The 23,649-nt window shown below is 51.3% G+C and carries 21 protein-coding genes; 14 read left to right on the top strand and 7 right to left on the bottom strand.

The features are described 5' to 3' along the window. The first annotated feature begins 204 nt into the window (after positions 1-204). A complete protein-coding gene (locus ACFOE0_RS13980) occupies positions 205-1,764 on the top strand; it encodes a SulP family inorganic anion transporter (protein ID WP_248937072.1) in 1,560 nt (519 codons plus the stop codon). Positions 1,765-1,827: 63 nt separating this feature from the next. On the opposite strand, the gene ACFOE0_RS13975 is transcribed toward ACFOE0_RS13980, so the two are convergent. Then, positions 1,828-2,736 carry a bifunctional methionine sulfoxide reductase B/A protein gene (locus ACFOE0_RS13975; RefSeq protein ID WP_248937071.1) on the bottom strand — a complete coding sequence of 303 codons (909 nt, stop codon included), beginning with the start codon at positions 2,734-2,736 and terminating at the stop codon, positions 1,828-1,830. Positions 2,737-2,914: 178 nt separating this feature from the next. Here ACFOE0_RS13975 and ACFOE0_RS13970 point away from each other — a divergent pair, with 178 nt between their 5' ends. Together ACFOE0_RS13970 and ylqF are read left to right on the top strand one after the other, a co-directional pair. Continuing rightward, entirely contained in the window at positions 2,915-3,754 is an 840-nt protein-coding gene (locus ACFOE0_RS13970; protein ID WP_248937070.1) for a 2OG-Fe(II) oxygenase family protein, read from the top strand. A gap of 106 nt (positions 3,755-3,860) precedes the next feature. After that, positions 3,861-4,796, top strand: a complete 936-nt coding sequence (ylqF, locus tag ACFOE0_RS13965) for a ribosome biogenesis GTPase YlqF (protein ID WP_248937069.1) — start codon at positions 3,861-3,863, stop codon at positions 4,794-4,796. A 56-nt stretch (positions 4,797-4,852) separates the two neighbouring features. Here the strand turns inward: ylqF and ACFOE0_RS13960 are convergent, their stop codons facing one another. Both ACFOE0_RS13960 and ACFOE0_RS13955 read right to left on the bottom strand, forming a co-directional pair. Beyond that, positions 4,853-5,314, bottom strand: a complete 462-nt coding sequence (locus tag ACFOE0_RS13960; protein WP_248937068.1) for a low molecular weight protein-tyrosine-phosphatase — start codon at positions 5,312-5,314, stop codon at positions 4,853-4,855. A gap of 56 nt (positions 5,315-5,370) precedes the next feature. Next, positions 5,371-6,219: a DNA ligase gene (locus ACFOE0_RS13955; RefSeq protein WP_248937067.1), complete on the bottom strand. Its 849-nt coding sequence runs from the start codon at positions 6,217-6,219 to the stop codon at positions 5,371-5,373. Positions 6,220-6,364: 145 nt separating this feature from the next. Here ACFOE0_RS13955 and ACFOE0_RS13950 point away from each other — a divergent pair, with 145 nt between their 5' ends. Continuing rightward, positions 6,365-6,736, top strand: coding sequence for a diacylglycerol kinase (locus tag ACFOE0_RS13950; protein WP_248937066.1), 372 nt, complete (start codon positions 6,365-6,367; stop codon positions 6,734-6,736). 64 nt (positions 6,737-6,800) lie between these two features. Here the strand turns inward: ACFOE0_RS13950 and ACFOE0_RS13945 are convergent, their stop codons facing one another. Continuing rightward, positions 6,801-7,655 carry a LysR family transcriptional regulator gene (locus ACFOE0_RS13945; protein WP_248937065.1) on the bottom strand — a complete coding sequence of 285 codons (855 nt, stop codon included), beginning with the start codon at positions 7,653-7,655 and terminating at the stop codon, positions 6,801-6,803. A gap of 117 nt (positions 7,656-7,772) precedes the next feature. Here ACFOE0_RS13945 and ACFOE0_RS13940 point away from each other — a divergent pair, with 117 nt between their 5' ends. From ACFOE0_RS13940 to ACFOE0_RS13915, 6 genes are all read left to right on the top strand, one after another. After that, positions 7,773-8,195: a DUF413 domain-containing protein gene (locus ACFOE0_RS13940; protein WP_205407347.1), complete on the top strand. Its 423-nt coding sequence runs from the start codon at positions 7,773-7,775 to the stop codon at positions 8,193-8,195. Between the two features lie 22 nt (positions 8,196-8,217). After that, positions 8,218-9,216, top strand: coding sequence for an ATP-grasp domain-containing protein (locus ACFOE0_RS13935; RefSeq protein ID WP_248937064.1), 999 nt, complete (start codon positions 8,218-8,220; stop codon positions 9,214-9,216). Between the two features lie 147 nt (positions 9,217-9,363). Continuing rightward, positions 9,364-10,389 (top strand): GGDEF domain-containing protein, encoded by a 1,026-nt coding sequence (locus ACFOE0_RS13930; RefSeq protein ID WP_248937063.1) that lies wholly within the window; start codon positions 9,364-9,366, stop codon positions 10,387-10,389. A gap of 225 nt (positions 10,390-10,614) precedes the next feature. Further along, a complete protein-coding gene (locus ACFOE0_RS13925; protein WP_248937062.1) occupies positions 10,615-11,844 on the top strand; it encodes a paraquat-inducible protein A in 1,230 nt (409 codons plus the stop codon). Then, the gene (gene pqiB / locus ACFOE0_RS13920) at positions 11,822-13,474 is read left to right on the top strand and encodes an intermembrane transport protein PqiB (RefSeq protein ID WP_248937061.1); all 1,653 of its coding nucleotides are present in this window, start codon (positions 11,822-11,824) and stop codon (positions 13,472-13,474) included. The genes ACFOE0_RS13925 and pqiB overlap by 23 nt, the downstream gene beginning before the upstream one ends. Further along, positions 13,471-14,082: a PqiC family protein gene (locus ACFOE0_RS13915; RefSeq protein WP_248937060.1), complete on the top strand. Its 612-nt coding sequence runs from the start codon at positions 13,471-13,473 to the stop codon at positions 14,080-14,082. Before pqiB ends, ACFOE0_RS13915 begins: the two co-directional genes overlap by 4 nt. A 61-nt stretch (positions 14,083-14,143) precedes the next feature. On the opposite strand, the gene ACFOE0_RS13910 is transcribed toward ACFOE0_RS13915, so the two are convergent. The 3 genes from ACFOE0_RS13910 to pdsO are packed head-to-tail and all read right to left on the bottom strand — an operon-like array spanning position 14,144 to position 17,706. Then, the gene (locus tag ACFOE0_RS13910; protein ID WP_248937059.1) at positions 14,144-14,764 is read right to left on the bottom strand and encodes a class GN sortase; all 621 of its coding nucleotides are present in this window, start codon (positions 14,762-14,764) and stop codon (positions 14,144-14,146) included. Further along, entirely contained in the window at positions 14,761-16,896 is a 2,136-nt protein-coding gene (locus tag ACFOE0_RS13905) for a marine proteobacterial sortase target protein (RefSeq protein WP_248937058.1), read from the bottom strand. The genes ACFOE0_RS13910 and ACFOE0_RS13905 overlap by 4 nt, the downstream gene beginning before the upstream one ends. A 57-nt stretch (positions 16,897-16,953) precedes the next feature. Further along, the gene (gene pdsO, locus ACFOE0_RS13900; RefSeq protein ID WP_248937057.1) at positions 16,954-17,706 is read right to left on the bottom strand and encodes a sortase-associated OmpA-like protein PdsO; all 753 of its coding nucleotides are present in this window, start codon (positions 17,704-17,706) and stop codon (positions 16,954-16,956) included. A 219-nt stretch (positions 17,707-17,925) separates the two neighbouring features. Between pdsO and pdsR the strand changes: the two genes are divergently transcribed. The 4 genes from pdsR (at position 17,926) to ACFOE0_RS13880 (ending at position 23,626) form a co-directional block, all read left to right on the top strand. Then, positions 17,926-18,618, top strand: a complete 693-nt coding sequence (gene pdsR, locus ACFOE0_RS13895; protein WP_248937056.1) for a proteobacterial dedicated sortase system response regulator — start codon at positions 17,926-17,928, stop codon at positions 18,616-18,618. Beyond that, positions 18,618-20,792, top strand: a complete 2,175-nt coding sequence (pdsS, locus tag ACFOE0_RS13890) for a proteobacterial dedicated sortase system histidine kinase (protein WP_248937055.1) — start codon at positions 18,618-18,620, stop codon at positions 20,790-20,792. Before pdsR ends, pdsS begins: the two co-directional genes overlap by 1 nt. 133 nt (positions 20,793-20,925) lie before the next feature. Further along, on the top strand, positions 20,926-22,119 hold the full coding sequence (locus ACFOE0_RS13885; protein ID WP_248937054.1) for a cystathionine beta-lyase: 1,194 nt from the start codon (positions 20,926-20,928) through the stop codon (positions 22,117-22,119). 208 nt (positions 22,120-22,327) lie between these two features. Continuing rightward, positions 22,328-23,626 carry an anaerobic C4-dicarboxylate transporter gene (locus tag ACFOE0_RS13880; protein WP_248937250.1) on the top strand — a complete coding sequence of 433 codons (1,299 nt, stop codon included), beginning with the start codon at positions 22,328-22,330 and terminating at the stop codon, positions 23,624-23,626. The last annotated feature ends 23 nt before the right edge of the window (positions 23,627-23,649 follow it).

Raw genomic sequence — 23,649 nt, 5'->3', positions numbered from 1 at the left:
AGAAGTTTTGCCGACAAAAAAGCCATGCAATTGCATGGCTTTTTTATTGCCCGAATAAATCACAGGTGAAATTTAATTCACCCTGATTACTGCGGCCAATGTCATTTTCTGTTAGTATGCGCGGCTTAAAATTTATAACCAGATCACATATATACCAATTTGTTCCTATGATGGAATCTGTTGGTTTCAGACATTAGAGGTCCAATGTTCGATATTATTCGTCACAAGACAGCCAGCCATAAGGCAGATCTGCTTTCCGGTCTGACCGTGGCTTTGGCTCTGGTTCCCGAAGCCGTTGCTTTTGCCTTTGTTGCCGGTGTGGAGCCTATGGTAGGCCTTTACGCCGCCTTTATTATGGGATTGGTCACCGCAGTGATTGGCGGACGCCCCGGCATGATTTCCGGCGCGACCGGCGCTATGGCGGTAGTCATGGTGGCACTGGTTGCAGAGCATGGCGTGCAATATCTGTTTGCCGCTGTGGTGCTGGCCGGTCTTATTCAGGTTACAGCAGGTGCATTCAGACTGGGTAAGTTTATTCGTATCGTGCCTTACCCAGTGATGATTGGCTTTGTAAACGGACTGGCTATTGTGATTTTCCTGGCGCAATTGGGCCAGTTTCAAGTCCCGGATGCCAAAGGCGTCATGCAGTGGCTCCCTATGAATGAGCTGGTGATCATGTTGGGACTGGTCGCCCTGACCATGGCAATTATTCACTTCCTGCCTAAAATCACCACGGCAATTCCTTCATCACTGGCTGCAATTTTGACTGTGACAGCTATTGTGGTGGGTATGGATCTGGATACCCGCAATGTACTGGACTTCCTTAAGGGTATGAGTGGCAATGATAACGCGACTATCGCAGGCTCACTGCCAAGTTTCTCTATTCCGTCGGTGCCATTTACGCTGGAAACCTTAAAGATCATCCTGCCCTACTCTTTCATTCTGGCTGCCGTTGGCCTGATTGAGTCTTTGCTGACACTGACAGTTGTAGATGAGATGACAGGGACCCGTGGCCGCTCCAATAAAGAGTGTGTTGGTCAGGGTGCAGGTAACATCATTTCCGGCTTCTTCGGAGCCATGGGTGGCTGCGCCATGATTGGTCAGTCAATGATTAACATTAACTCAGGTGGACGGGGCCGACTGTCAGGCATCACAGCTGCACTGGCGCTGCTTGCCTTTATTCTGTTCGGCGCTGCCTTTATTGAAATCATCCCGCTGGCTGCACTGGTGGGCGTGATGTTTATGGTGGTGCTTGGCACCTTCGAATGGGCCAGCTTCAATATGATGAGCAAGGTGCCGCGCTCCGATGCCTTTGTGATTGTGTTGGTGACTGTGGTGACTGTGTTTACCGACCTGGCATTTGCCGTATTCGTCGGTGTTATCGTTTCTGCACTGGTATTTGCCTGGCAGCACGCCAAGCATATTGGCGTCAATACCCACACCAATAATCAGGGTTGGAAGGTGTATGAACTCAATGGTCCGCTGTTCTTCGGCTCGGTTGCCAACTTCCTGGAACTGTTTGATGCCAAGCAGGATCCTGAAGATGTGATTGTAGACTTCGGCAACTCTCGGGTAGCAGACCATTCAGCACTGGAAGCCATAGATACTCTGGCTGAGCGTTACACAGCTGCCGGTAAACGCCTGCACCTGCGTCACCTGTCACCTGACTGTGCCAAGGTACTGAAAAAGGCCAAAGGCCTGGTGGAAGTCAACCTGCTTGAGGATCCCTCCTACAAGGTTGCTGACGACAAACTGGACTCTTAAGCGAGTGTATTAAAAAAGGCGGGTTACCCCGCCTTTTTTGTGCCCGCTAACTAAAAACCAAATCTAAGACTTCAGTTTATCCGCGAACAGGGCTCTAACCTTATCAACCTTGGGCGCAATAACCAGTCGACAATAACCCTGCTGAGGGTTGCGGGCAAAATAGTCGTCATGGACCTCCTCCGCCGGGTAGAAGCCTGAGTAAGCGACAAGTTCAGTGACCAGTGGCGATGACCAGAGACCAGACTCATTGAGTTTGGTTATCACCTCTGAAGCGACATCCTGCTGACTGGCATCATGGGCAAAAATCACACTGCGATACTGAGTGCCAACATCATTGCCCTGACGATTCAGCGTGGTCGGGTCATGGCTGGTGAAAAATACTTCCAACAGCTCTCTGAAGCTAATTTCCAGTGGATTAAACTCCACCTGAACCACTTCAGCATGACCTGAATGCCCACTGCAAACACTTTTATAGTCAGCTTTTTCAGGCGAGCCGCCCGCATAACCTGACTTGACGCTGATAACCCCCTTAAGGTTGCTGAATACTGCCTCAATACACCAGAAGCAGCCACCACCCAGGGTTGCCAGTTCAGTCTTGTCGTTTGATTCTTCCATATCATCTTTCCCCTTGAATACCATGGAGACAGAGTTAACACAGTGGCGCAGGTTTTTGGGAGTGAGATACTCACCCTGAAATACGTGCCCCAGATGACCGCCGCAGTTGCTGCAGACAATCTCTGTTCTGTGTCCATCCGCATCCATATGTCGGGTTACTGCACCGGGGATCTCGTCATCAAACGCAGGCCAGCCACAATGTGCCTGAAACTTGTGTTCAGAGAGATATAGCGGCGCATCGCACTTTCGGCAGTGATATACACCGGCGGCGTTATGAGTATGATACTCCCCGCTGAATGGACGCTCAGTGCCTTTTTCTTCAATGACATAACGCTCAAAATCAGTCAATTTACGCATAATTGCCGCTCTCCTTCTGTTAAAGGGACAGTTATAGACCTGAATGCCCTGCCCTTTATTTCATTCCTCTACTTTACTTTAGGCCTACGTGAATCACATCCTTTAGATCATCTTGATTTGCGTCACATTTATCGAACGGGTAAAATCCCAGCGGCAAATAACAGTGAAGTGACTGCTCATGAAATTATCAGTGATAGATTACCGCGCAGCGGACAGCGCAAAACAGTTTGTGGATTCACTGCGAAATACAGGTTTTGCAGTATTAAAAAACCACCCGATAAACCAGCAATTGGTAGACCGCATATACCAGGACTGGCAAGCTTTTTTCGATGGTGAAAACAAGCTTGAGTATCTCTTTAACCCTGAAACTCAGGATGGATTTTTCCCGGCTGAAGTGTCCGAAACCGCTAAAGGGCATACGGTAAAAGACATCAAAGAGTATTTTCATGTCTATCCCTGGGGCCGTATTCCGGATTCATTGCGTCAGGATATTCTTGCCTACTATGCCAATGCCAACACCCTGGCGACAGAGCTGTTGGACTGGGTCGATCAGGAGTGTCCTGAAGAGGTGATGACAGGCTTCTCCATGCCATTACCGGAAATGATCCTGGACAGCCAAAAGACGCTGCTTCGGGTTCTGCATTATCCGCCACTGTCAGGTAAAGAAGAGATAGGTGCTGTGCGTGCTGCAGCCCATGAAGATATCAACCTGCTGACCATTCTGCCTGCGGCCAACAAGCCAGGCCTGGAAGTTAAGACCCGTGATGGCCAGTGGCTCGAAGTCCCCTGTGATTTTGGCAATCTGATTATTAACAGTGGCGACATGCTGAAAGAAGCCTCAGCCGGATATTTCCCCTCCACCACCCACAGAGTGGTCAACCCCAAAGGGGCTGATATAGGAAAATCCCGCTTGTCTTTACCTCTGTTTCTGCACCCAAACCCCAATGTGGTGCTATCTGAGCGACACACTGCCAGCAGTTACCTACAGGAAAGACTGCGTGAACTGGGTGTTATCTGAGCACCCCGTCACCTAAAGAGCGCCTGAGGGCGCTTTTTTTATGACATGAGTACATTAAAGGCTACAATAAGCGCCGCAATACAACCCGCAGAGGACAATCTTCCCTATGGCCATTCATTGGTTTCCCGGTCACATGCACAAAGCCCGCAAGGAAATTGCCGAGGCTATGCCCCAAATCGATCTGGTGATTGAGGTACTTGATGCCCGCATTCCCTTCTCCAGTGAAAACCCTATGGTGGCTCAGCTCCGGGGTGATAAGCCCTGTATTAAGCTGCTGAACAAGTGTGACCTGGCAGATCCTGAAGTCACCGCCAAGTGGGTTGAATATCTTGAGCAGGAGCAAGGTGTAAAGGCGATGGCTGTGACCACACTGCAACCCGCCATGATTAAGAAGATTCCCGATCTGTGCCGCAAGCTGGTGCCAGAGCGCGTCGGCCAGGAAAAGAAGTTACGCACCATGATTATGGGCATCCCCAACGTGGGGAAGTCCACCATTATCAATACCCTGGCGGGTCGTACCATTGCCAAAACAGGTAACGAACCGGCGGTAACCAAGGCTCAGCAGCGTATCAATCTGGGCGATGGCATCGTACTGTCTGATACCCCCGGGATCCTCTGGCCCAAAGTGGATAACGAAGCCTCAAGCTATCGTTTGGCCGTCACTGGCGCCATTAAAGATACGGCAATGGAGTATGAGGATGTCGCCATGTTTGCCGCCGAATATTTCCTGCAGGCTTATCCTGAAGCAATCAAAGAAAGATATAAGATTGATGAATTGCCGGATACAGATATCGAGCTGCTGGAAGCTATAGGTGCCAAACGCGGAGCCAAACGTGCAGGTGGTTACATCGACCTGCACAAGGTATCTGAGCTGCTGCTGCATGAATTCCGCAGTGGCAAGATAGGCTTGCTGTCACTGGAAACCCCTGAGATGGCGGAAGTAGAAAAAGCGGAAGTGGAACGCATTCTGGCAGAAAAAGCAGCCGAGAAAGAAGCCAAGAAAGCCGCAGAGAAGCTCAAGCGCTCCGGTAAACGTCACTGATCTCCTCTCATATACAAAAAGCCTGCATTGCAGGCTTTTTTACTATCCGGGGCGCTCTATTTAGCTGTCAGTTTATCCAACCACTTACCGCAAGCTCCCTCCAACAGGTCGAGCACATGCTCAAACCCCTGGTCACCACCATAATAGGGATCCGGTACCTGAGTCTCATTGCCCTCACAGGGGGCTAACATCAGCGCCAATTTTGATTGGTACTGAGACGGACAACGCTGAGCGAGATCCTGCAGATTCTTGTTATCCGCCGCTAAAATCAGATCAAACAGTTCAAAATCTGCATCATTGACCTGACGGGCGCGGATCCCGGAAAAATCGTAGCCCCGTGCTTCGCCTGCTGCCTGACTACGGGGGTCAGGCTTTTCTCCGGCGTGATAAGCAATGGTGCCAGCCGAATCAATCCTGACATCCACTCCCCGTTCCGTCGCCATTTTCCGGCATACAGCTTCAGCCGTTGGCGAACGGCAAATATTTCCCATACATACAAACAGCACCGAAGGGGTCATGATCACTTCCTGTCCATTGAATCAGCGTGCCAGAATAGCTCATGAGTGGCGGCTCCTCAATCAGGTAGCCTTATCCGGACAAAACTGGCAAATCTCGGCAGCCCGTTTGAGGTCAGGCCAAGGTATTGAAATGTCACCAGGCTGCCAATTGGTGGAGGGTTTGCACGATCTGCATCGCTGAATCCTGTTCCCAATCTAAACTCCCGGCCATCAGCCATTCGCACCAACAGGGCTCCCATCATGCCCTGGTATTTGCCTTTACCGGGAAGATGGGCAAGCACCCGGGCTTCCGCGTCATATAAAGGCTTAAGTTTTAGCAACTGCTTTTGTCTGCCGTCCCGATACTCCGCATCCTGATGGTGCAACATCAGACCTTCTGCACCTGCTTTAACCCTTTCATCGAGCAAAGCGTTAAGCTCTTCGAGGCTGCCAACCCTGAACTGGGCAACAGGCCTGATATGGGGTTGTCCTTCAAGTAGTTTCAGCAATAGGTCATAACGTTGGGAGAACGGCAGCTGTGGGTCCGGCATATCAAACACCATAAAGCGTACTTGCTGCCAGAGAATATCATCAGCGGCATCGCTGCGAACCAAAGCCGACACTTCATCAAACCGGTTACACCCCAACCATATTTCACCGTCCAACTGGATATCAGGCCAGCCTTGAGTAAACCACTTGGGTAGCGGCACTGTGCGGCCAGAGCGGGTCAGCATTTCGGTACCTGTCCAGCGCCCCCTGACACCATCGAGTTTCTCACTTACCAAATACTGCTCAATGGCAATATCTTCTCTGAAATTCGTTGCCAACTGAAGAGCGCCGGAATCCGGGTTACCTGCCCAGCCATAATTGGCCCCGGCTAAATGCAGAGCCAAGCTAAATAAGGCGGTGAAAATGAATCCTTTCATCTCGTTCCCTCATATTTCTGTCCCAAAAAGCTTAGTCCAGCTGACGCAATTCGTGGGTCGCAAAATCTGTAATCCACATACTCAGGTAAGACTCAGGGTGTTATACTCGCAGGCATTTTTCCGGTACCACTGAACGACTTGCACAATGAAACCCGCCAATAATCACGGACTGAAACGAATTTTTCGCGCCACAGGCTTTTCCATCAAAGGGCTGAGCGCAGCCTGGAAACATGAAGCCGCCTTTCGTCAGGAGTTAATTCTGGCGATACTCATGTTGCCTGTCGCACTGTTGGTGAATGTGTCCGTCCCGGAAAAACTCCTGATGATTTTCACCCTGTTTCTGGTGCTTATCGTAGAGTTACTCAACTCAGCAATTGAAGCTGTAGTGGACAGAATAAGTGATGAAATTCACCCCCTCTCCGGCCGGGCCAAGGATATTGCTTCTGCTGCAGTGTTCCTGTCACTGTGTCTGTGCGGCCTGACCTGGGGCGCGATCCTGCTGCCACTGCTGTTCTGATGGAAAAAAGCCACGACTCAGGTCGTGGCTTTTTTGTCTCAGTATTCATTCAGCAGTCAAACGATTAATCCTGCTTCACTACCTGGCTCAGCAATTTCACCGCCGAGCGAATAATCTCCAGTCGGTCATTCTCTCCCCAGTAGGCCAGATATAAACTGCGGCTAAGCTCTCTGGCACCCTCGACCAAATGCAGCTCGCCGGACTCCAACAAGCCGGTAACCATATTTTTAGGCAAGAAAGCGGTAGCGCCATTGGCCCGCAGAAAATCCAGCGCTATTGCAGCGCTGCCGGTATGCATAATCGGAATGGGCAAGTCTGCAAACTCTTTGGCGTGCTGGATATTAAACACAGTTCCCCAGTTCACCTTGATATAGGGCAGCTCTGCCGCCTCTTGCAGCGTTGCAGGACCTGCGCCGGATACCAGGCAAAGCTCTATCTCTCCCAGTTTAATCGCTTCCAGCTCATCCAACTGAGGGGCATCGAAGGAGATCATCATATCCAGGGTTCGGGCCAGTAACTGTCTGCCCATCACGGTATGAGGTAACTCTTCTGTACGCAGTGCGACGCCATCAAGTCCATCGTGTAGTGTCTGCAACGCCCCCTGCAGGTAAGCACTCCATACATTGGGTGCTATGCCCACAGCCATCTGCATACTTTGCTCACTACTGAGAGAGATATCCTGCTTGGCTCTTTCCCAGGCGGTAAGAATCGCTTCGGCGTGGATCAACATCCGCTCACCGGCACTGGTAGGTTGGATATTGTTCCGCTGTCGCTCAAATAGCTCGACGCCCAGCGCACTTTCCAATTGTTTGACTCTGAAGCTGACCGCGCTGCGGGTCAGAAACAGGTTGTCGGCAGCCTTGCCGAAGTGACGGGTGCGGGCTACCTCAAGGAAGGTTTTCAGCAGATCTGTATCCATAAAAAATTCTTTACCGAGAGCGACAAATTATTTTGATTTATAAATCAATGATACTCACCAATACTCTGCGTGGAAATCTTTGCAATCCAATACTGCGAACTGATTAAAGGAATAACCATGGCCAGAACAGTTTTACCCCCTGACCTTGCCAGCATGGACCAAACATTGAGTGCCCACGCCGGATTTATCTGTCAACGTAAGTTTTACGATGATGTGCATTTCCCCAGAGGCTTCAGCCGTTGTGGTGACTTCACCACCAAAGAGGCCGGAATACTGGAAAATCATGGTTGGGCCATGAGGGAGCTGGCTGAAGGCAAGCGCCTGCCAGTGACCGTAGAAGAGACTCAATTTGTTGAAGTTTTGAGTGGTAAACGCGTTGCAGAGACTTTATTCGAGCTTATTTGGCTGAAATATTGTAGACTGTGTAATCGCAAGCCCTTCTACTCCGTAAGTGACAGTCCACGGAGTCAGGGGCTGAATTCAAGTAACATATTGTACGACCCGGACGACTCTCATTATCGAGGGCTTGAGGAAGACTAATGAAAATTGAGGTTTGCATCTAATGCGCGGCTGGATTTTATATAAAGAAACCGCCACCCTGCTGAAACCTGAATTGTATGAAATCGAACGCCTCCTGGAAGCAGCAAAAGCGGACAACATTGAGTTGGAAGTGTACGCGCCAGAAGACTTTGATCTGACGGTAACCAGAGAGGACAGTAAGAGTATCTTGTTGAACGGGCAACCAGTTGAGTTGCCCGATTTCATTATTCCACGGATGGGTTCAGGTACCACCTACTTCGCATTGGCAATTATCCGCCACCTGGAAAGGCTTGGGGTTTATTGTTTGAACTCATCCAAGGCGATTGAGACAGTTAAAGACAAACTGTTTTCTCAACAGCTGTTGGCTGAAAAGAACCTGCCTACGCCTAAAACCATGTTGGTGAAATTCCCCGTGGATATCGCTCTTGTTGAGCGTCACCTGGGCTTCCCTGTGGTCATTAAGACACTGTCTGGTTCTCAGGGCAGTGGTGTATTCCTGTCCCACAAGGCACGGGAATTTGATGACCTGATGCAGTTGATTGAGGCAACCAACAAAAATGCCAACATCATTCTGCAGGAGTTTATCTCCAACAGTCACGGACGTGACCTGCGCGTGTTCACCATAGGTGGGCGTGTGGTAGGTTGCTATGAGCGCCGTGGCCAGGAAGACAGCTTCAAGGCCAACGTCAGCGCCGGCGGCTCTGCCCGTCCGTTTGATGTGACGCCTGAAATCGAGTGGCTGGCAACTCAGACTTCCAACGTGTTGGATCTGGATGTAGCCGGTATCGATCTGCTGTTTGACAACGGCCACTACAAGATCTGTGAAGCCAACTCTTCACCGGGTTTTGAAGGCCTTGAGTCCTGTCTGGATGTGGATATTGCTCAGCAGATTCTGCACTTTATCCGTATCCGTCTGGGTATGTTTAACAAGGACGCTGCCTGCAGCCCCAAAGTTACTCAACCAGCAAAAGAGAAGATAGAGCGCACCAAGGTGATCAAAGAGATCAAAAGTGCAGAGTAAGCTCTGACTTAATGAATAAACGCAGCTCAGGCTGCGTTTTTTATTGCCTGAAACAGAATAAATTTCATCCACTGCATTGGCAGACCCACCCAAGCCACATTATTCTTACTTTCATAACATCAATAACCTACCTCGCCTGAGTCCGCTATGTCCGATGAGCTTATGAAAGTCGCTGCCGCGAACCTTAAAAAAGCTGTGCCACTGATGCTAAAGCATCAAATTCCTACCACCCCCACCAACTATGCTCTGTGGTACACCTATGTCGGCGAAAGGTCTCCGGAGCTCAACAAGGCAATGGACAGAGTGCTGGAAGAGTTTCAAACCTGCCCTCCCAGCCGTACTGAGTTGCTCTATCGAGAGTATGTTTCCGATCCGGTCGAGCTTGATGTCCGTCAGTTACAACAAAACCTGGAAGCTATGGTGATTGAACTTTCTCAGTCGGTGAAAGATACCAACCGGGATGCTGATATCTTTCAAAAGCAGGTGAAAACCAATTTTGCCAAGCTGGGCAAGCTGGAAGAGGAAGCCTTGTCGCTGGAGCAGGTAATGGATTTGGTGCGAAATTTCGTCAATGAGTCAGACAAGATACGCGCTTCCACTGCCTACTTTATCGGCCAGCTGCAGAAGGCGGAGAATGAGATACACCACCTCAGAGAAAGACTCGAACAAACGGAAAAAGACTCGCTTCATGATGCCCTGACCGGCGCATTGAATCGCAGGGCGTTTGATGCCGATCTGGCCGGGCTCCTCAATCAGGCAGCGGAAGGAACCTGCCTGATCCTGTTGGATATTGACCATTTCAAAGCCTTTAATGACAACTTTGGCCACCAGCTTGGTGATCAGGTGCTCAAAACTGTGGCTCAAAGGCTGGGGGATTTTTGCCGGGATGGTGCCAAAGCTTACCGGTTTGGCGGTGAGGAGTTCGCCATTATTATTCCGGGCAGCGAGCTTAAGCGGGCCCGTCACCTGGCAGAATCGTTACGTCGCGGAATAGAAAAACTGGCGATCAAAGACAGACGTAAAGGCGGTACTGTCGACAGTATCACAGCGTCATTCGGTGTTGCCCAGTGGCAACAAGGCGGCAACGCCCACCAGCTGATAGAGAAAGCTGATAGCCTCTTGTACGAAGCCAAACGCCTTGGCCGCAACAGAGTCATGCCCATCACCAATTAAACCAGCTCTCAACTGCCCTCTGGCAATTAATCACTCAGATACCGGGGTCTTGCCCCGGCATGTTGACCAATTGTTGCAATGCTGTCACTCTCGTCTATTATCGACTTAACCAGACACATACCTGCTTTAACGAGAATTCACAGCAACTTATGCCAACAACAAACGCTGAAAAAGTCTCTATCTCTTTGCGCTTGGTCACTCCCCTGAGAACGCCAGTCGTCAGCTATGGCACGGCACAAAGCCGGAGTCTTTGTTGCGATGGATGAGGCGACCCCAGACCACAACCTGATGGATACAGAGATCTGCCATGAGTGCGATCTTAAAGTGGAAATTCCCCCACTTGGGATAAATCAAAAAGCCCTGTGTCCCCGTTGTGGCTATCTGCTTTCAGCTAACCGTGCCAACTCGCTGGCGCGAATCCAGGCTCTGGCCATCACCTCGCTGATATTTCTGTTTATCTCTTTAGCATTCGACTTTATTTCCTTCAAATCCAGTGGTCTGGAAAATAACGTCAAGATGTTGGATAGCCTGGATATCCTGATGGACTCCGGCTACATAGCACTTGCCATAATTAAGTTGGTGACGGTATTTATTATCCCGGCTTTTGTGCTGTGTGCCCTAATCTACCTGCTAGTGTTTATTCGTAATGGCCGCTACCCCTGGCAGGGGGACAGGCTGATGAATATGATTCTGCTGCTTATCCCCTGGAATATGGCCGAAATCTTTCTGGTTGGAACCCTGGTCAGTCTGATCAAAATCGTGTCACTGGCGGATATCATTCTTGGTCCCTCCTTCTTTGCGTTTATTCTGTTCTCCATTGCGATGACAGCGACCTTACTGCATATCGACAAAAGGCAGCTTACCCTGGCGCTGGCTGCGACCAGGGCTAAAGGCCACGTCAATACCGACGCAAAAGTTGAAAGCACCCATCAGGCCATCAATCCAAGCCTGTCGATTCAACGAACATGGGCACTGATCATCACCTCTATCATGCTGTTTATCCCGGCCAACACTCTGCCCATTATGAATACCCGCCTGCTGGGACAGGATGATCCCAGCACTATCATTGGTGGGGTCCTGCTGCTTTGGCACCATGGCTCCTATCCCATCGCCATGGTGATCTTTATCGCCAGTATTCTGGTGCCCATCGCCAAAATACTGGTGCTTATCTGGCTCAACTACAGTGTTCAGACAAATTCCATGAGCCTTGAGCAGCAACGAATTGTCCTGTACCGCATCGCAGAGTTTATTGGTCGCTGGTCGATGATAGATATCTTTGTGGTGATAGTACTGGCCAGCCTGGTGCAGCTGGGCAACACCATGAGCATAGTGCCAGGAGCCGCTACCTTTGCCTTTACCGGTGTGGTAGTGGTCACCATGCTTGCGGCTATAAGTTTTGAACCCAGACTTATCTATAACGACAAGAGTGCGTATGAACACAGAACAACAAGCTGAAGCCAAGGTTCAGCAGGTCAAAGGCATCTCCGCCATCTGGATTGTCCCTATCGTCGCATTACTGATAGGTGCCTGGATGGTGTATTTTCACATGAGTAATCAGGGACCAGTTATTACCATCATGTTTGAATCCGCTGAGGGAATGGAGGCAGGTAAAACCAAAATCAAATCCCGTCATGTGAATGTGGGGGAAGTTGAGAGTATTGCCCTCAATGAAGCCGGCGATGGCGTCACAGTCACCGCCAGGTTGACCAAAGATACCGACTATATGTTGGTTGAAGATACCCAGTTCTGGATTGTAACCCCCAAAATTTCCCTGTCAGGGGTATCCGGTCTGGATACCCTTATCTCAGGGGTTTATATCGAAATCGCCCCCGGCTCCTCGGACGAATCAAAAGACAGTTTTACTGCTCTGGAGTCAGCACCTGTCACTCCGGTGGGTACACCGGGACTGCATATCACACTTAACAGTAATGAAGAGTTTGCTTATTCCCGTGGCGATCCCATCATCTATAAAGGGCTGACAGTAGGTCAGATAGAGGACGTCTACTTTAATCTTGAAGAACGGGTGGTCTATTACAACGCCTTTATCAAAGCTCCCTACCACAAGCTGATCACCACCAATACCCGTTTCTGGGATGTCAGCGGCCTGTCGGTCGACCTCAATGCTGAGGGGATTACGGTCAAAACCGGCAATATTGAAACCATGCTCACCAATGGTGTCACCTTTGATATTCCCGATGGCATGCCTTTGGGCGAGCCTGTCGTTACCCGCGACTACTTCGATATTTTCGATGATTACCAAAGCGCCAGTAACGCCAGATACAAGCATTCTCTCAAGTATGTGGTGTTTGTCAGCGACAGTATCAGAGGACTGAAAGTCGGCGCTCCTGTGGAATACCGGGGAGTCCTTATCGGCGAAGTGGCTTCCGTCAATCTGGCCACAGCGGATCCCGATATGATGTACAGTGAGGCGATACGTATTCCCGTGCTTATAAGCCTGCAACCGGGTCGGGTTGGTCTGCCTGATAATGAACGCGGTGTGCAGCTGATGAATGAGCAGAATATGCTGTGGGTTAAGAGTGGTCTCAGGGCCAGCTTAAAAACCGGAAACCTGCTGACCGGCAGCCTGTTTGTCGAATTACAGCACTTCGATATGCCGCCACTTGAGGCCCAGGAAACCTACGAAGGTTATGCGGTTATTCCGACGGTGAAAGATGAGTTTTCCCAGATTGCCGACAAGCTGGGGCAGTTTGTGGATAAGGTCAACCAACTGCCACTGGATGAAATAGCAGGCAATGCCAACACCACTTTGGTTAATGCCTCTGATCTGCTGAAAGATCTGCAAAAAACCAGTAATAGCCTGGACCAGCTTCTTATCAGCGCCCAGCAAGAGCAGCTGATTGCTGAACTCAGACATACCCTGGAAAGCGTATCCACGCTGACCAAAGACTTCTCTGACGGCTCAGAAGGCTACGAGGAGCTGGAAGTTACACTGAAAAGTATCTCCGAAGCCATGTATGAGCTTAAACCTTTGCTGGAGCAGCTTAAGCACCAGCCAAATGGCTTGATATTTGATTCAGGCGCACCAAACCTTGAACCTAAAAAATACCAGGAGGGGGACCAATGATGAGCGGATTCAAAACAATGCTGGCCCCAGCCAGGTGCCATTTATACACACTTGCACTGGTAAGCACACTGGCTCTGTCCGGTTGCAGTTCAGGCTCCTCACCCGACAGCAGTCACTACTACCTGCTGAACAAGCCCACAGCAGCCCAAAAATTCAAGAGTGGCAAAACCCTAACTGACGCCAAAACACCTGTCATGGTATCAGTTCAAATGCCCGAATATCTCGACAGTCCCTATCTGGTAATGCAGATAGACGATCACAGAATGCATTATGCCACCTTTCATATGTGGGCTGAGCCGCTGGCCGATGCCACTGAAGCCGCACTGCTGCAGGATCTCAATCAATCAGCTCAGTTTCAGTTTGTTGCTGACAAAGGCGATAGTGCAGAACTCACCAAAGGGGATGCCGGACTGATTATTCAGCTGGATTATTTCCATGTTGCCCAGAGTTCTGAAGTGATTCTGGCGGGAACCTATACCTACCTGGGTTCGGCCAGACCTTTCTTTATTGAAACCCAAATGGACAATGATGGTTTTTCCCACTCGGTCGCCAAGATGCGGCAGCTGATTGCTGAGCTGGCTAACGCCATATTGGCTGATATCTCCTGAGTTCCGCCGGAGCCGGAGCCTTTCAAAGGTGACTCCAGCTCCGGGCAAACCAGCCCTTAACTCAGCTTTTCTCTATCGTTTGCCGCAAGCTGGCCCGGACAACATACCTGTGGGGCGTATTGGCAAACAAGGCATCGAAGGGGTAACAGGTTATCAGGGTTAATATCGACCTGTCGGTATCCTCCATCAACCAGGCGTCGGACTCATGGTAAACACCGGCATCAAATACCTGATACTCAATCGTCTCGCCTGATGGGATCTGCATGCTTAGTACCTGCCCCGGCTTAAGATATTGCAGTGAAGCAAAATGCGTATCCCTGTGACCTGCGATAACAGTATTGCCCGCCTCACCGGGTTTGGCCCCGGACAGCAGCATTCCCGGTCCAAAAGCCAGGGTGCGTCCCACTGCACCGGCCAGTACATAGAGTGACTTTGCCCCTTTGTCATTGTGCTGCAACGAAGCTGATGACTTTTGTCCCGAATGGAGAAACAGACGGGCGACCGGCCAGGTATCGGCCCAGCTCCAGGGCTTGTGCTCTCCTCCCTGCTCCAATGTTTTTTGCCAGGCATTGGCCACCAGAAACTGTGCAAAATGTGCTTTGGCCTGCATATATCCTCCTTTGATAAACAGTGCCAACCCGCCAAGTATCACGGCGATGGCCAGCAGTTTTACGCTGTTCATGCTTTGAGCATCCGCTTGCGACTGACCAGGTAGTAGCCGGATAACCCTGTCAGCATTAATATCAGGCCAGCCAACAACTCTCCCGGACTACCTGTGGCCGTTTTCGGCATCAGCTGACCTGAAGCCCCGCCGGACCATCCTGCCGGGCGCATCAATCTTGCTTCTGCCAAACGGCTTTCAGCATCGACAGGTTTGTCCGGTGTCACATCTACCGCCACCAGACTGGTGTATGGGCTGACAAGGTGGTATTTCAAAGCAAGCGCAGTAATTTGCTCTTTGACTCTGGGATGGTTGGTGCTGGTTTCATTGAATCTCAACTCAGCCATCTGCTCCCTGGCCCACAGCAGATCCAGTCCTGCTGCCTGGGATTTCACCTGTCTTCCCAAATCAATTGAGGTTTGCCAGAACTGCTTTCTGGCATCCAGCGCGCCGGTATCTCCGCTGACAATCAGCTCATCGCTGCGACCCGCCTGTTGCCGCAGACTGACCATAATGGGCTCTCCTGCGTAGAGGTCCGGCAGATTGGCAGGCCAGTACTCAGGCACAGTGCCATCGGCATACCTCAACTGCAGATTGGTCATGACAGGGCTGGCTATCTTGTCCAGCAGTTCCGTCATGCGCTCGGCCACCTGCTGCTCTGAGCCAATATAGGTGAAGGTGCCTTTACCGCTGCGGGCGGCTTTCTCCATGAAAAAGCTATTGGGGGCAGAGCCAATTCCCACAGTAAACAGTCGGCTGTCACCAAGATAGTTGCGGATTAACTCAAACAACTGACGTTCATTACCGACAGCGCCATCGGTGATAAAGATCACCTGTCTCAATCCTGTTTCATCCTCAGTCACCTTAAGCGCCTGCAGTAATGCCGGAGCTATCTCAGTACCACCGTCCGCCTCCAGACTGTCAACAAAACGATAAGCCCGGTGGAGGTTGTTTTTTGTGGCTGGAATACTGGCCGCAGAAAATGAGGTGACCCTGTCACTGAAAGCCAGGATATTGAAGCGGTCAGCGGAAGACAGGGTTGTTAATGCCCGCTCCAGTGCCTGTCTGGCTTGCCTGATTGATTCACCACCCATGGAGCCGGACACATCTATCACCAAAACCAGTTCCCGCCCCTGATTGAACTCATGATGACCCGTCACGGGGGGCACTAACATCACAACGCCATACTCAGTGTTTTGCTCAAGCTCGGCCACAGAAGTGTCTGACGGAACATAACTCATACCCGACTGCATATAGCTCACAGCCTGAGGTCTGCCCAGATCAGCCATTTGCCACTCAAGCACAAAGTCTTTGTTGGGCAAGGCATCGAGCAGTGTCACTTCCAGCGTATCCCCTGTGCCCGGGGACACAGTCACCCAATGATGAGGACTGAGTATCTGCCCGAGCGCGCCAGCACCATGAAACACAGCCTGAATGTCTACGGTGCCGGGAGAAGCTCCGCCCTGTTGACCGCTATTGTCGGTTTCAGCTTGCTGCCCGGCGCCATATGCAGAGATAAGGTCAGTTTCCGGCTCGCCGGACGGGCTTTGATATCTGGGTGCCACCAGCATGGGAAATCTCAGCGAAAAGCGGCCATTGTCGTAACTCAGGGTTTGCTGATAATGAATCGACACCTGAACCGCTTCCCCGGGTGCCAGATTGGCGACCCGGGTGGAAAATACATTGGGTCTGTGCTGCTCAACCAGACTCGCTTTTTTACCTTCGGCCCGGGCCTTTTCATAGTCCGCTTTTGCTTGCCCTCGCGTTTTTACCTGCCCCTGGATTTTGCGCTCACCAATCTTGAGCTCCATACCATCAACCGCAGCGTTTTCAGGCAAAGGAAACAGGTAGCGACCATCGAGCCAAAACTCGCTGCCATTACGGAATGTCTGCTCCACCCAAACGCGGTTAATCAAGCCACTGACCTGCATCCGTACCTTGGTACTGACCGGCAGGCTCATCACCTCGCTCCCATCCGGTGCATGCATGATCAAAGTACCCTGCTGCAGTTCTTCCGGCTCCCGGGCGTTGGCGTTACCTGCTGCCAGGCCGATGAACATTACGACCACAGCCAACAGGGAATTGTGCGTTACCCCGGCGCTTCGCATCCCCGCTTCTGTCTGAGTCGGCAAGCTTTGAAAAATGCCAAACATAGTCAGCTCCATACCGGGGGCATGCCCCGGCTCACCTTGGTTCACAGTAGAATGCGTTTATTGGGAAGCAGTCATGGCGCCATGGCCATTTTGCAATTTGAGGGTAACCCTGCGGTCGAAGAAGTTATTCTCCAATGAAGCCTGTTCATGGAGTGGCGATTGATCCCCATAGGCCTGTCCGTTCAGACGGGACTCTGCAACCCCCTGCTTCACCAGATAGCTGCGCACCTCGGCCAGCCTTTGTTCTGACAAAGCCTGGTTGTAATCACTATTGCCCTGACGGTCTGCGTAACCGGTCAAATCAAGGGTCAGTTCAGGAGACAGGCCCATTACATAGGCCACATCATCCAACTGCTGCTGAAAGTGGGGCTCAATTTGTGATGAACCGGTTCTGAACTGCACATTCAACCCAAGTGCCAGCGCATCCATCTGCGCCTGAATACGACGCTCAGCTTCCATCGCCAGCAGATCTGACTCCTGTTCCAACTGGCGTGCTCTGGCTGTCAGTGATTGCAGCTCTACATCCTGTTTGGCCAGCATCTCCTGCTGCTGTTTAATCTCTTCATCATCACCGACAGACTGACCGATAAGGCCACCTGTCAGAGCACCGATAAATGCACCAACCGGCCCGCCAACAACCGCGCCCAGTACCAGACCAGAGCCAACGCCCACCAGCTCTTCGGTATGCTCACGTTCAGTTGATTCTGCTGCCGTCGCTGACTGGGACATCAGCATCCCGGCAATCAGCGCGCCCACCAGAGCGTTACGTTTGGTGTTTGGGGTTTTGGCTTGAGTATTGAATTGAGTCATTTTCTGTTCCCTCATGATTTGCCCCGGTAACTTGTTCCGCGGCTCGGTTTCGATGGAACTCATTAAACACAGTGGAAAAGGCATTGAAGGGGAACAAAAATGGCAATCCGGCAATCAAATGTGGCAACAAAATGGCAATTGGCCCCGACGTGTTCCACGCCTGCTAAATTGCTGTATAGTCACCCAAAGTCAGTGAAATAAACCGTATATCAAAGTCAGATGAAACGAATCGCCATAGTTGAAGATGAAGCCCTTATCCGGGAAAACTACAAGGATGCACTGCAGGCACAGGGATACAGTGTGCAAACTTATGCCAGTCGCCCTGAGGCTATGGCCGCCTTTACCACACGTTTGCCGGATCTGGCGATTATCGATATTGGTCTGGGAAACGAGATAGATGGTGGTTTTACCCTGTGCCAGGCGCTTAGAGCCATGTCAGGCAGTCTGCCAATTATATTCTTAACCGCCCGGGACAGTGACTTCGACACTGTATGTGGCCTGCGCCTTGGCGCCGATGATTACCTCACCAAGGATGTCAGCTTTCCCCATCTTTTGGCACGTTTGGCTGCCCTGTTCCGCCGCTCAGAACTCATGGGCGTCAAGGAACAGAAAGATAGCCTGATTGAACGCGGCCCGCTGACCATAGACAAGAATCGTATTGTGGTGCAGTGGCAGGGAGTCACTGTCGAGCTGACTGTGACTGAATTCTGGATGGTGTATGCACTGGCTAAACACCCGGGACATGTGCGCAATCGCACTGAGTTGATGCAGGATGCCAAAATCTACGTGGACGACAGCACCATTACCTCTCATATCAAGCGCATTCGTAAGAAGTTTATGGCCATAGATCCGCAATTCGATTGTATCGATACCGTTTATGGCATGGGCTACCGCTGGAACACGCCTGTCTGATGTGGCACCCAAGAATTGGTCTTAGAGCCAAAGTTGTTCTGCTCTCTCTGTTTCTGCTATGCCTGCCCTGGCTGGGGTATGAGTATGTGTGGGAGATGGAAAAGTACCTGAGAAACGGTCAGGAACGGACACTGGAAGGTACAACTCAGGCACTGGCGACCGCTCTGCACGAAAGGCCTAAGCTGTTTCACTCCCAGGCGAGTTTTTTAAATCAGGTCGAGAAAGGCCGGGACCTCTACGCTTACCCTCTGGCAGGCCCGATCCAGCTTGATGGCAAGCTGCAGGATTGGGATATCTATCGCCACAGGTTTATTGAGTACGGTGATGAGCATGAAATTTATAAGGTGGATGATGGCAGACCTCTGTCGCTGTCATTCACCCATATGGTAGGTAAATACGGCGGCTACCTCTATGGCTTTTTTGATGTAACCGACCCCAGCCCTGTCTATCGTGGTACCAACAGTCTGAGCATTGAGCGCAGCGACCGCCTGATGGTCGCAACCCAGACCGCCGCCGGCGAATTCAAACGTTATCTGATCACCCCCATAGAAGATGGCTGGATAAGTGCCTATGAGCTGCCAGCCGATCCTGCCCTGACCCGTCCAGTCACCCCTGAAAACCGCATTCAGGGTCAGTGGCGAAGAAGCCCAAAGGGCTATGTGATTGAGCTGAGGATCCCGCTGGAGATGCTGGGCAGCAAACTTGGATTTGCCGTCTATGATGTTAACGACAGACGCTCCGGCAGCCTTGAGGCCATTGTCGGTACCTCTGCCACTGATGATCAGCTGAAACTGGGGACTGTGCTGGTGCCCTCGCCGGAAATCGAAGAGATCATTAAAGGTATGCGCCACAACACCTCCCGTATCTGGGTGGTAGATAAACATGGTCGGGTACTGGCCAAGTCCGGTGATATCCGCAGCAACTCCAGCGTTTGGACCCGGGATCTTGAAGAAGAGCAGGACTCCAGCCTGTGGGGCGAATTCAGTCGACAATATCTGCGCCCACTCTATTACCGGATTTTGACCCAGCCTCCCAGAGACTTTATTGACTCTTTGCAGGACTCCACTGAATTGACCGGCAGTCATATCGAGAAAGCTCTACAGGGAAAACTCGGCTCGACCTGGCGTTTGACTCCGGACAGCAAAGCCGTGGTACTGGCCGCCGCCAGCCCAATCTGGATTGACGATAAGGTAATGGGCGTGGTGATCGCTGAAGAGACGACACACGGTATCCGCACCTTGCGTAACAAGGCGCTGGAGAAACTGTTCAATATCATTTTGATTGTGATGGGCGTAGGCACCCTGTCACTATTTATTTTTGCGTCCAATATTTCCAGGCGGGTACGCAGATTAAGAGATGAAGCCGAGCTTGCCATCGACAATCAGGGCAGAGTCCGCAGTGGCATTACCCCTTCCAGGATCCGTGACGAAATCGGCGACCTGTCCCGCAGTTTCGCCAGTATCGTTCAGCGTCTGGGGCTCTATACCCATTATCTGGAGAATATGTCATCCCGCCTTTCCCATGAATTGCGAACCCCGGTGGCTGTGGTGCGTTCCTCCCTCGAACATCTGGAGCTTCAGGGAATGGACGAAAACAGCAGCAAATACGTGGCCCGGGCTAAAGAAGGGGTCAGTCGTCTCAGCCTGATCCTGAACAATATGAGTGAAGCAACCCGACTGGAACAAAGCCTGGCACAGGCTGAGCGCAGTGACTTCCCACTGCGGGAAGTGGTCAGCGGTTGTATGCAGGGTTATCAAATGACCTTCCCGGACAGAAAGTTCGAAGTCAAATTGCCCAAAGAGCCATTAATGATAAATGGCGTCCCGGAATATATTGCCCAATTGCTGGACAAACTAATCGCTAACGCCAGCGAATTCAGCCTTGATAGTACAGCCATTGAAGTGAGCCTTGGCGTCAGCGGTAAACAAGCGCTGCTGCAGGTCAGTAATATGGGCCCTCTGCTGCCGGAAAATATGGCGGAGCAGATATTTGAGTCCATGGTATCGGTTCGCCCGCCACAGGGTGGTGAGAAGCCCCACCTGGGTCTGGGCCTGTATATCGCCCGTCTGGTGGCTGAATTCCACCATGGCAATATCAAAGCCGTTAACCGGGCAGATGGCTTGGGCGTAACAGTTCAGCTCCGACTGCCATTGGGTAAGTCAGAAAACATTTAGCCATCCAGATGGCAAGAGCGCCAAAACAGTGGTAGCCTGTGCCAAACAGTTTGCAAACAGTAACAGGCACCGGACAATTGACCCAGACAATTAACCCGGATAGTGAATCAAAAAGTGAGCTTAGGATTGAGCAATGAGCGACAAGAATCATAAAAGAGATACCCGTATCGTCAGTGCCGGCCGTGACAGTAAATGGACCAGAGGGGTCATTAATCCCCCTGTGTTCAGGGCGTCCACCATAGTCTTCGACACTATGGATCAAATGCGTCAGGCCAGTGCCGGTAAAGCCGATGGGGAAATGTTCTACGGTCGCCGGGGCACACCCACTCACTTTGCGTTTCAATCTGCCATTGCCGAGCTTGAAGGCGGCGTCGGCACTGCGCTTTACCCTTCAGGTGCAGCAGCCATCAGTGGAGCGTTATTATCCTTTCTGAAATCCGGTGATCACCTGTTGATGGTGGACAGCGTATATGAACCTACCCGGGATCTGTGTGAGCAGGTACTGGCTGGCTTTGGTGTCGAAACCACCTATTACGACCCCTTGATAGGTGAAGGGATCCGCGAGCTTATCAGACCCAATACCAGGGTGCTGTTTCTTGAATCCCCCGGCTCAATCACCATGGAAGTTCAGGATGTCCCGACCCTTTGTCGTATCGCCCATGAGCATGATTTAATCACCATGTTGGACAACACCTGGGCTTCTCCTATTAATTGCCGTCCGTTTGAGATGGGCGTGGATATCTCAATCCAGGCTGCGACCAAATATATTGTCGGTCATTCCGACGTAATGATGGGCACAGCCACCGCCAATGAAAAACACTGGCGTCAACTGCAGGAGCATTCCTATCTTCTGGGCCAGTGCACCAGCCCGGATGACGTGTTTCTTGCTGCCAGGGGCCTGAGAACTCTGGGCGTGCGCCTTGCGCAACATGAAAAAAACGCACTGACCATAGCCCATTGGCTGGCCAGCAGACCTGAAGTGGACCATATTCGCCACCCGGCATTTGAAACCTGTCCGGGACACGAGTTTTTCAAGCGGGATTTCAGCGGCAGTAATGGGCTGTTTTCATTCGTGCTGAAACAAGGCAACCTCAAAGCCACCACAGCCTTTGTCGAGCAGATGGCGCACTTTAAGATGGGCTTCTCCTGGGGCGGTTATGAAAGTCTTATTCTGTCGGTAAACGGCATAGACAAGATCCGCAGTGCCACCGACTGGGACAGCAGCAAGCCGTTAATCCGCCTGCATATTGGTCTGGAGGATCCGGAGGATTTGATTGCCGATCTGGAAGCTGGCTTTGAGCGCTTTAATGCTGTGATGCAGGCTTGATAATTCACAGCAATCCAGCGACGCAGATCACAATTTAATATTTCTTTGCCATGGTCTGATAAGGATCAGACCATCTTAAAGTCACTTCAGGTAGAATTAATTTTCTTTTTACTGATACGCGCAGGGATAGTGCAAACAAGAACGCCCTGCCGACCTTGTCCCTGCCCCTCGTCTCAGTATCACCCGCTCCTTAAGAGACTTACAAATGATGATGTGGATAGAGTTGGGCGTCGTGCTGCTCAGTATCTTCCTTGGTGCCCGCCTTGGTGGGGTAGCGATTGGATTTGCCGGTGGCCTGGGCGTTATGGTGTTGGCCCTGCTCGGGGTTGAGCCAGGCAATATTCCCTGGGATGTAATTCTGATTATTATGTCAGTCATCTCCGCCATTTCAGCCATGCAAATGGCAGGCGGTATGGATTATCTGGTGCACCTGGCTGAACGTATGATGCGCCGCCACCCTGACAAAATCACTCTGGTTGCCCCACTTATCACCTACTTTATGACCCTGCTGGCCGGCACGGGACATACCGCCTTCTCCACCTTGCCTGTCATCGCGCAGGTTGCCAAAGAGCAGCAGATCCGCCCTTCACGACCACTGTCTGTGTCTGTGGTGGCATCTCAAATCGCCATTACTGCATCACCGGTTTCTGCCGCTATGGTGTTCTTTGCCAGCATTATGGAGCCAAGGGGCGTCAGCTATCTGGAACTGCTGGGCATCTGTATTACCTCAACCCTGGCTGCAGTTATCCTGACCTCTTTTGTCGCCAATCATCTGGGTTGTGAGCTTAAGGATGATCCAGTTTATCAACAGCGTCTGGCCAATGGCGAAATCAAGCTGCCGGAACAAAGTCAGATTGAGATTAAACCCGGTGCCAAATTCTCTGTGATGATTTTTGTTATCGCCATTATGGCGGTAATGGCTTACGCCACAGCGATTTCACCCACTATTGGCCTGATAACCGATCCCACTCTGTCACGGGATCAGGCAATTATCTCCCTGATGCTGACTGCGGCTCTGGCTATCACCATGGTGTGTAAGCTGGATGCAGAGCAGATTGTCACTGCCGCCACCTTCCGCTCAGGTATGTCAGCCTGTATTTGTGTAATGGGCGTTGCCTGGCTGGGTGATACTTTTGTTGAAGCCAATCTTGATGCCATCAAGCATACAGCTTCAAGCTTGCTGTCGGCATATCCCTGGATGCTGGCAGTGGTACTCTTCTTTGCTGCCATGCTGCTCTACTCACAGGCCGCCACTACCAAAGCTTTGCTGCCAGCGGCACTGGCACTGGGAGTGGCGCCGGTCACTGCTGTCGCCTCGTTTGCGGCGGTGTCTGCCCTGTTTGTACTGCCCACCTACCCAACACTGCTGGCCGCGGTGGAGATGGATGACACAGGTTCAACCCGCATAGGTAAAGCCGTGTTCAATCATCCCTTTATGATCCCGGGGCTGTTGGCGATTTCCCTCGCAGTCGCCTTTGGTTTTGCCATAGGGTCTGTGGTGTTGTAAAACGCCATCAGCAACAAAAAACG

The sequence above is a fragment of the Shewanella submarina genome (assembly GCF_042646185.1).
Taxonomy (GTDB): Bacteria; Pseudomonadota; Gammaproteobacteria; order Enterobacterales; family Shewanellaceae; genus Shewanella; species Shewanella corallii.
The sequence above is the reverse complement of the archived record's forward strand: the minus strand, read 5'-3'. Positions and strand labels throughout refer to the sequence as shown.

Bases quoted from the DNA above. Each gene is read 5' to 3' on its own strand.
- ACFOE0_RS13970 (WP_248937070.1), top strand. From the start codon at position 2,915: ATGAAATTATCAGTGATAGATTACCGCGCAGCGGACAGCGCAAAACAG.
- ACFOE0_RS13980 (WP_248937072.1), top strand. From the start codon at position 205: ATGTTCGATATTATTCGTCACAAGACAGCCAGCCATAAGGCAGATCTG.
- pdsO (WP_248937057.1), bottom strand. From the start codon at position 17,706: ATGACTCAATTCAATACTCAAGCCAAAACCCCAAACACCAAACGTAAC.
- ACFOE0_RS13950 (WP_248937066.1), top strand. From the start codon at position 6,365: ATGAAACCCGCCAATAATCACGGACTGAAACGAATTTTTCGCGCCACA.
- ACFOE0_RS13935 (WP_248937064.1), top strand. From the start codon at position 8,218: ATGCGCGGCTGGATTTTATATAAAGAAACCGCCACCCTGCTGAAACCT.
- pdsS (WP_248937055.1), top strand. From the start codon at position 18,618: ATGTGGCACCCAAGAATTGGTCTTAGAGCCAAAGTTGTTCTGCTCTCT.
- ACFOE0_RS13905 (WP_248937058.1), bottom strand. From the start codon at position 16,896: ATGTTTGGCATTTTTCAAAGCTTGCCGACTCAGACAGAAGCGGGGATG.
- ACFOE0_RS13885 (WP_248937054.1), top strand. From the start codon at position 20,926: ATGAGCGACAAGAATCATAAAAGAGATACCCGTATCGTCAGTGCCGGC.
- ACFOE0_RS13910 (WP_248937059.1), bottom strand. From the start codon at position 14,764: ATGAACAGCGTAAAACTGCTGGCCATCGCCGTGATACTTGGCGGGTTG.
- ACFOE0_RS13880 (WP_248937250.1), top strand. From the start codon at position 22,328: ATGATGTGGATAGAGTTGGGCGTCGTGCTGCTCAGTATCTTCCTTGGT.
- ACFOE0_RS13945 (WP_248937065.1), bottom strand. From the start codon at position 7,655: ATGGATACAGATCTGCTGAAAACCTTCCTTGAGGTAGCCCGCACCCGT.
- ACFOE0_RS13915 (WP_248937060.1), top strand. From the start codon at position 13,471: ATGATGAGCGGATTCAAAACAATGCTGGCCCCAGCCAGGTGCCATTTA.
- ylqF (WP_248937069.1), top strand. From the start codon at position 3,861: ATGGCCATTCATTGGTTTCCCGGTCACATGCACAAAGCCCGCAAGGAA.
- ACFOE0_RS13955 (WP_248937067.1), bottom strand. From the start codon at position 6,219: ATGAAAGGATTCATTTTCACCGCCTTATTTAGCTTGGCTCTGCATTTA.
- pdsR (WP_248937056.1), top strand. From the start codon at position 17,926: ATGAAACGAATCGCCATAGTTGAAGATGAAGCCCTTATCCGGGAAAAC.
- ACFOE0_RS13940 (WP_205407347.1), top strand. From the start codon at position 7,773: ATGGCCAGAACAGTTTTACCCCCTGACCTTGCCAGCATGGACCAAACA.
- ACFOE0_RS13960 (WP_248937068.1), bottom strand. From the start codon at position 5,314: ATGACCCCTTCGGTGCTGTTTGTATGTATGGGAAATATTTGCCGTTCG.
- ACFOE0_RS13925 (WP_248937062.1), top strand. From the start codon at position 10,615: ATGGCACGGCACAAAGCCGGAGTCTTTGTTGCGATGGATGAGGCGACC.
- pqiB (WP_248937061.1), top strand. From the start codon at position 11,822: ATGAACACAGAACAACAAGCTGAAGCCAAGGTTCAGCAGGTCAAAGGC.
- ACFOE0_RS13930 (WP_248937063.1), top strand. From the start codon at position 9,364: ATGTCCGATGAGCTTATGAAAGTCGCTGCCGCGAACCTTAAAAAAGCT.
- ACFOE0_RS13975 (WP_248937071.1), bottom strand. From the start codon at position 2,736: ATGCGTAAATTGACTGATTTTGAGCGTTATGTCATTGAAGAAAAAGGC.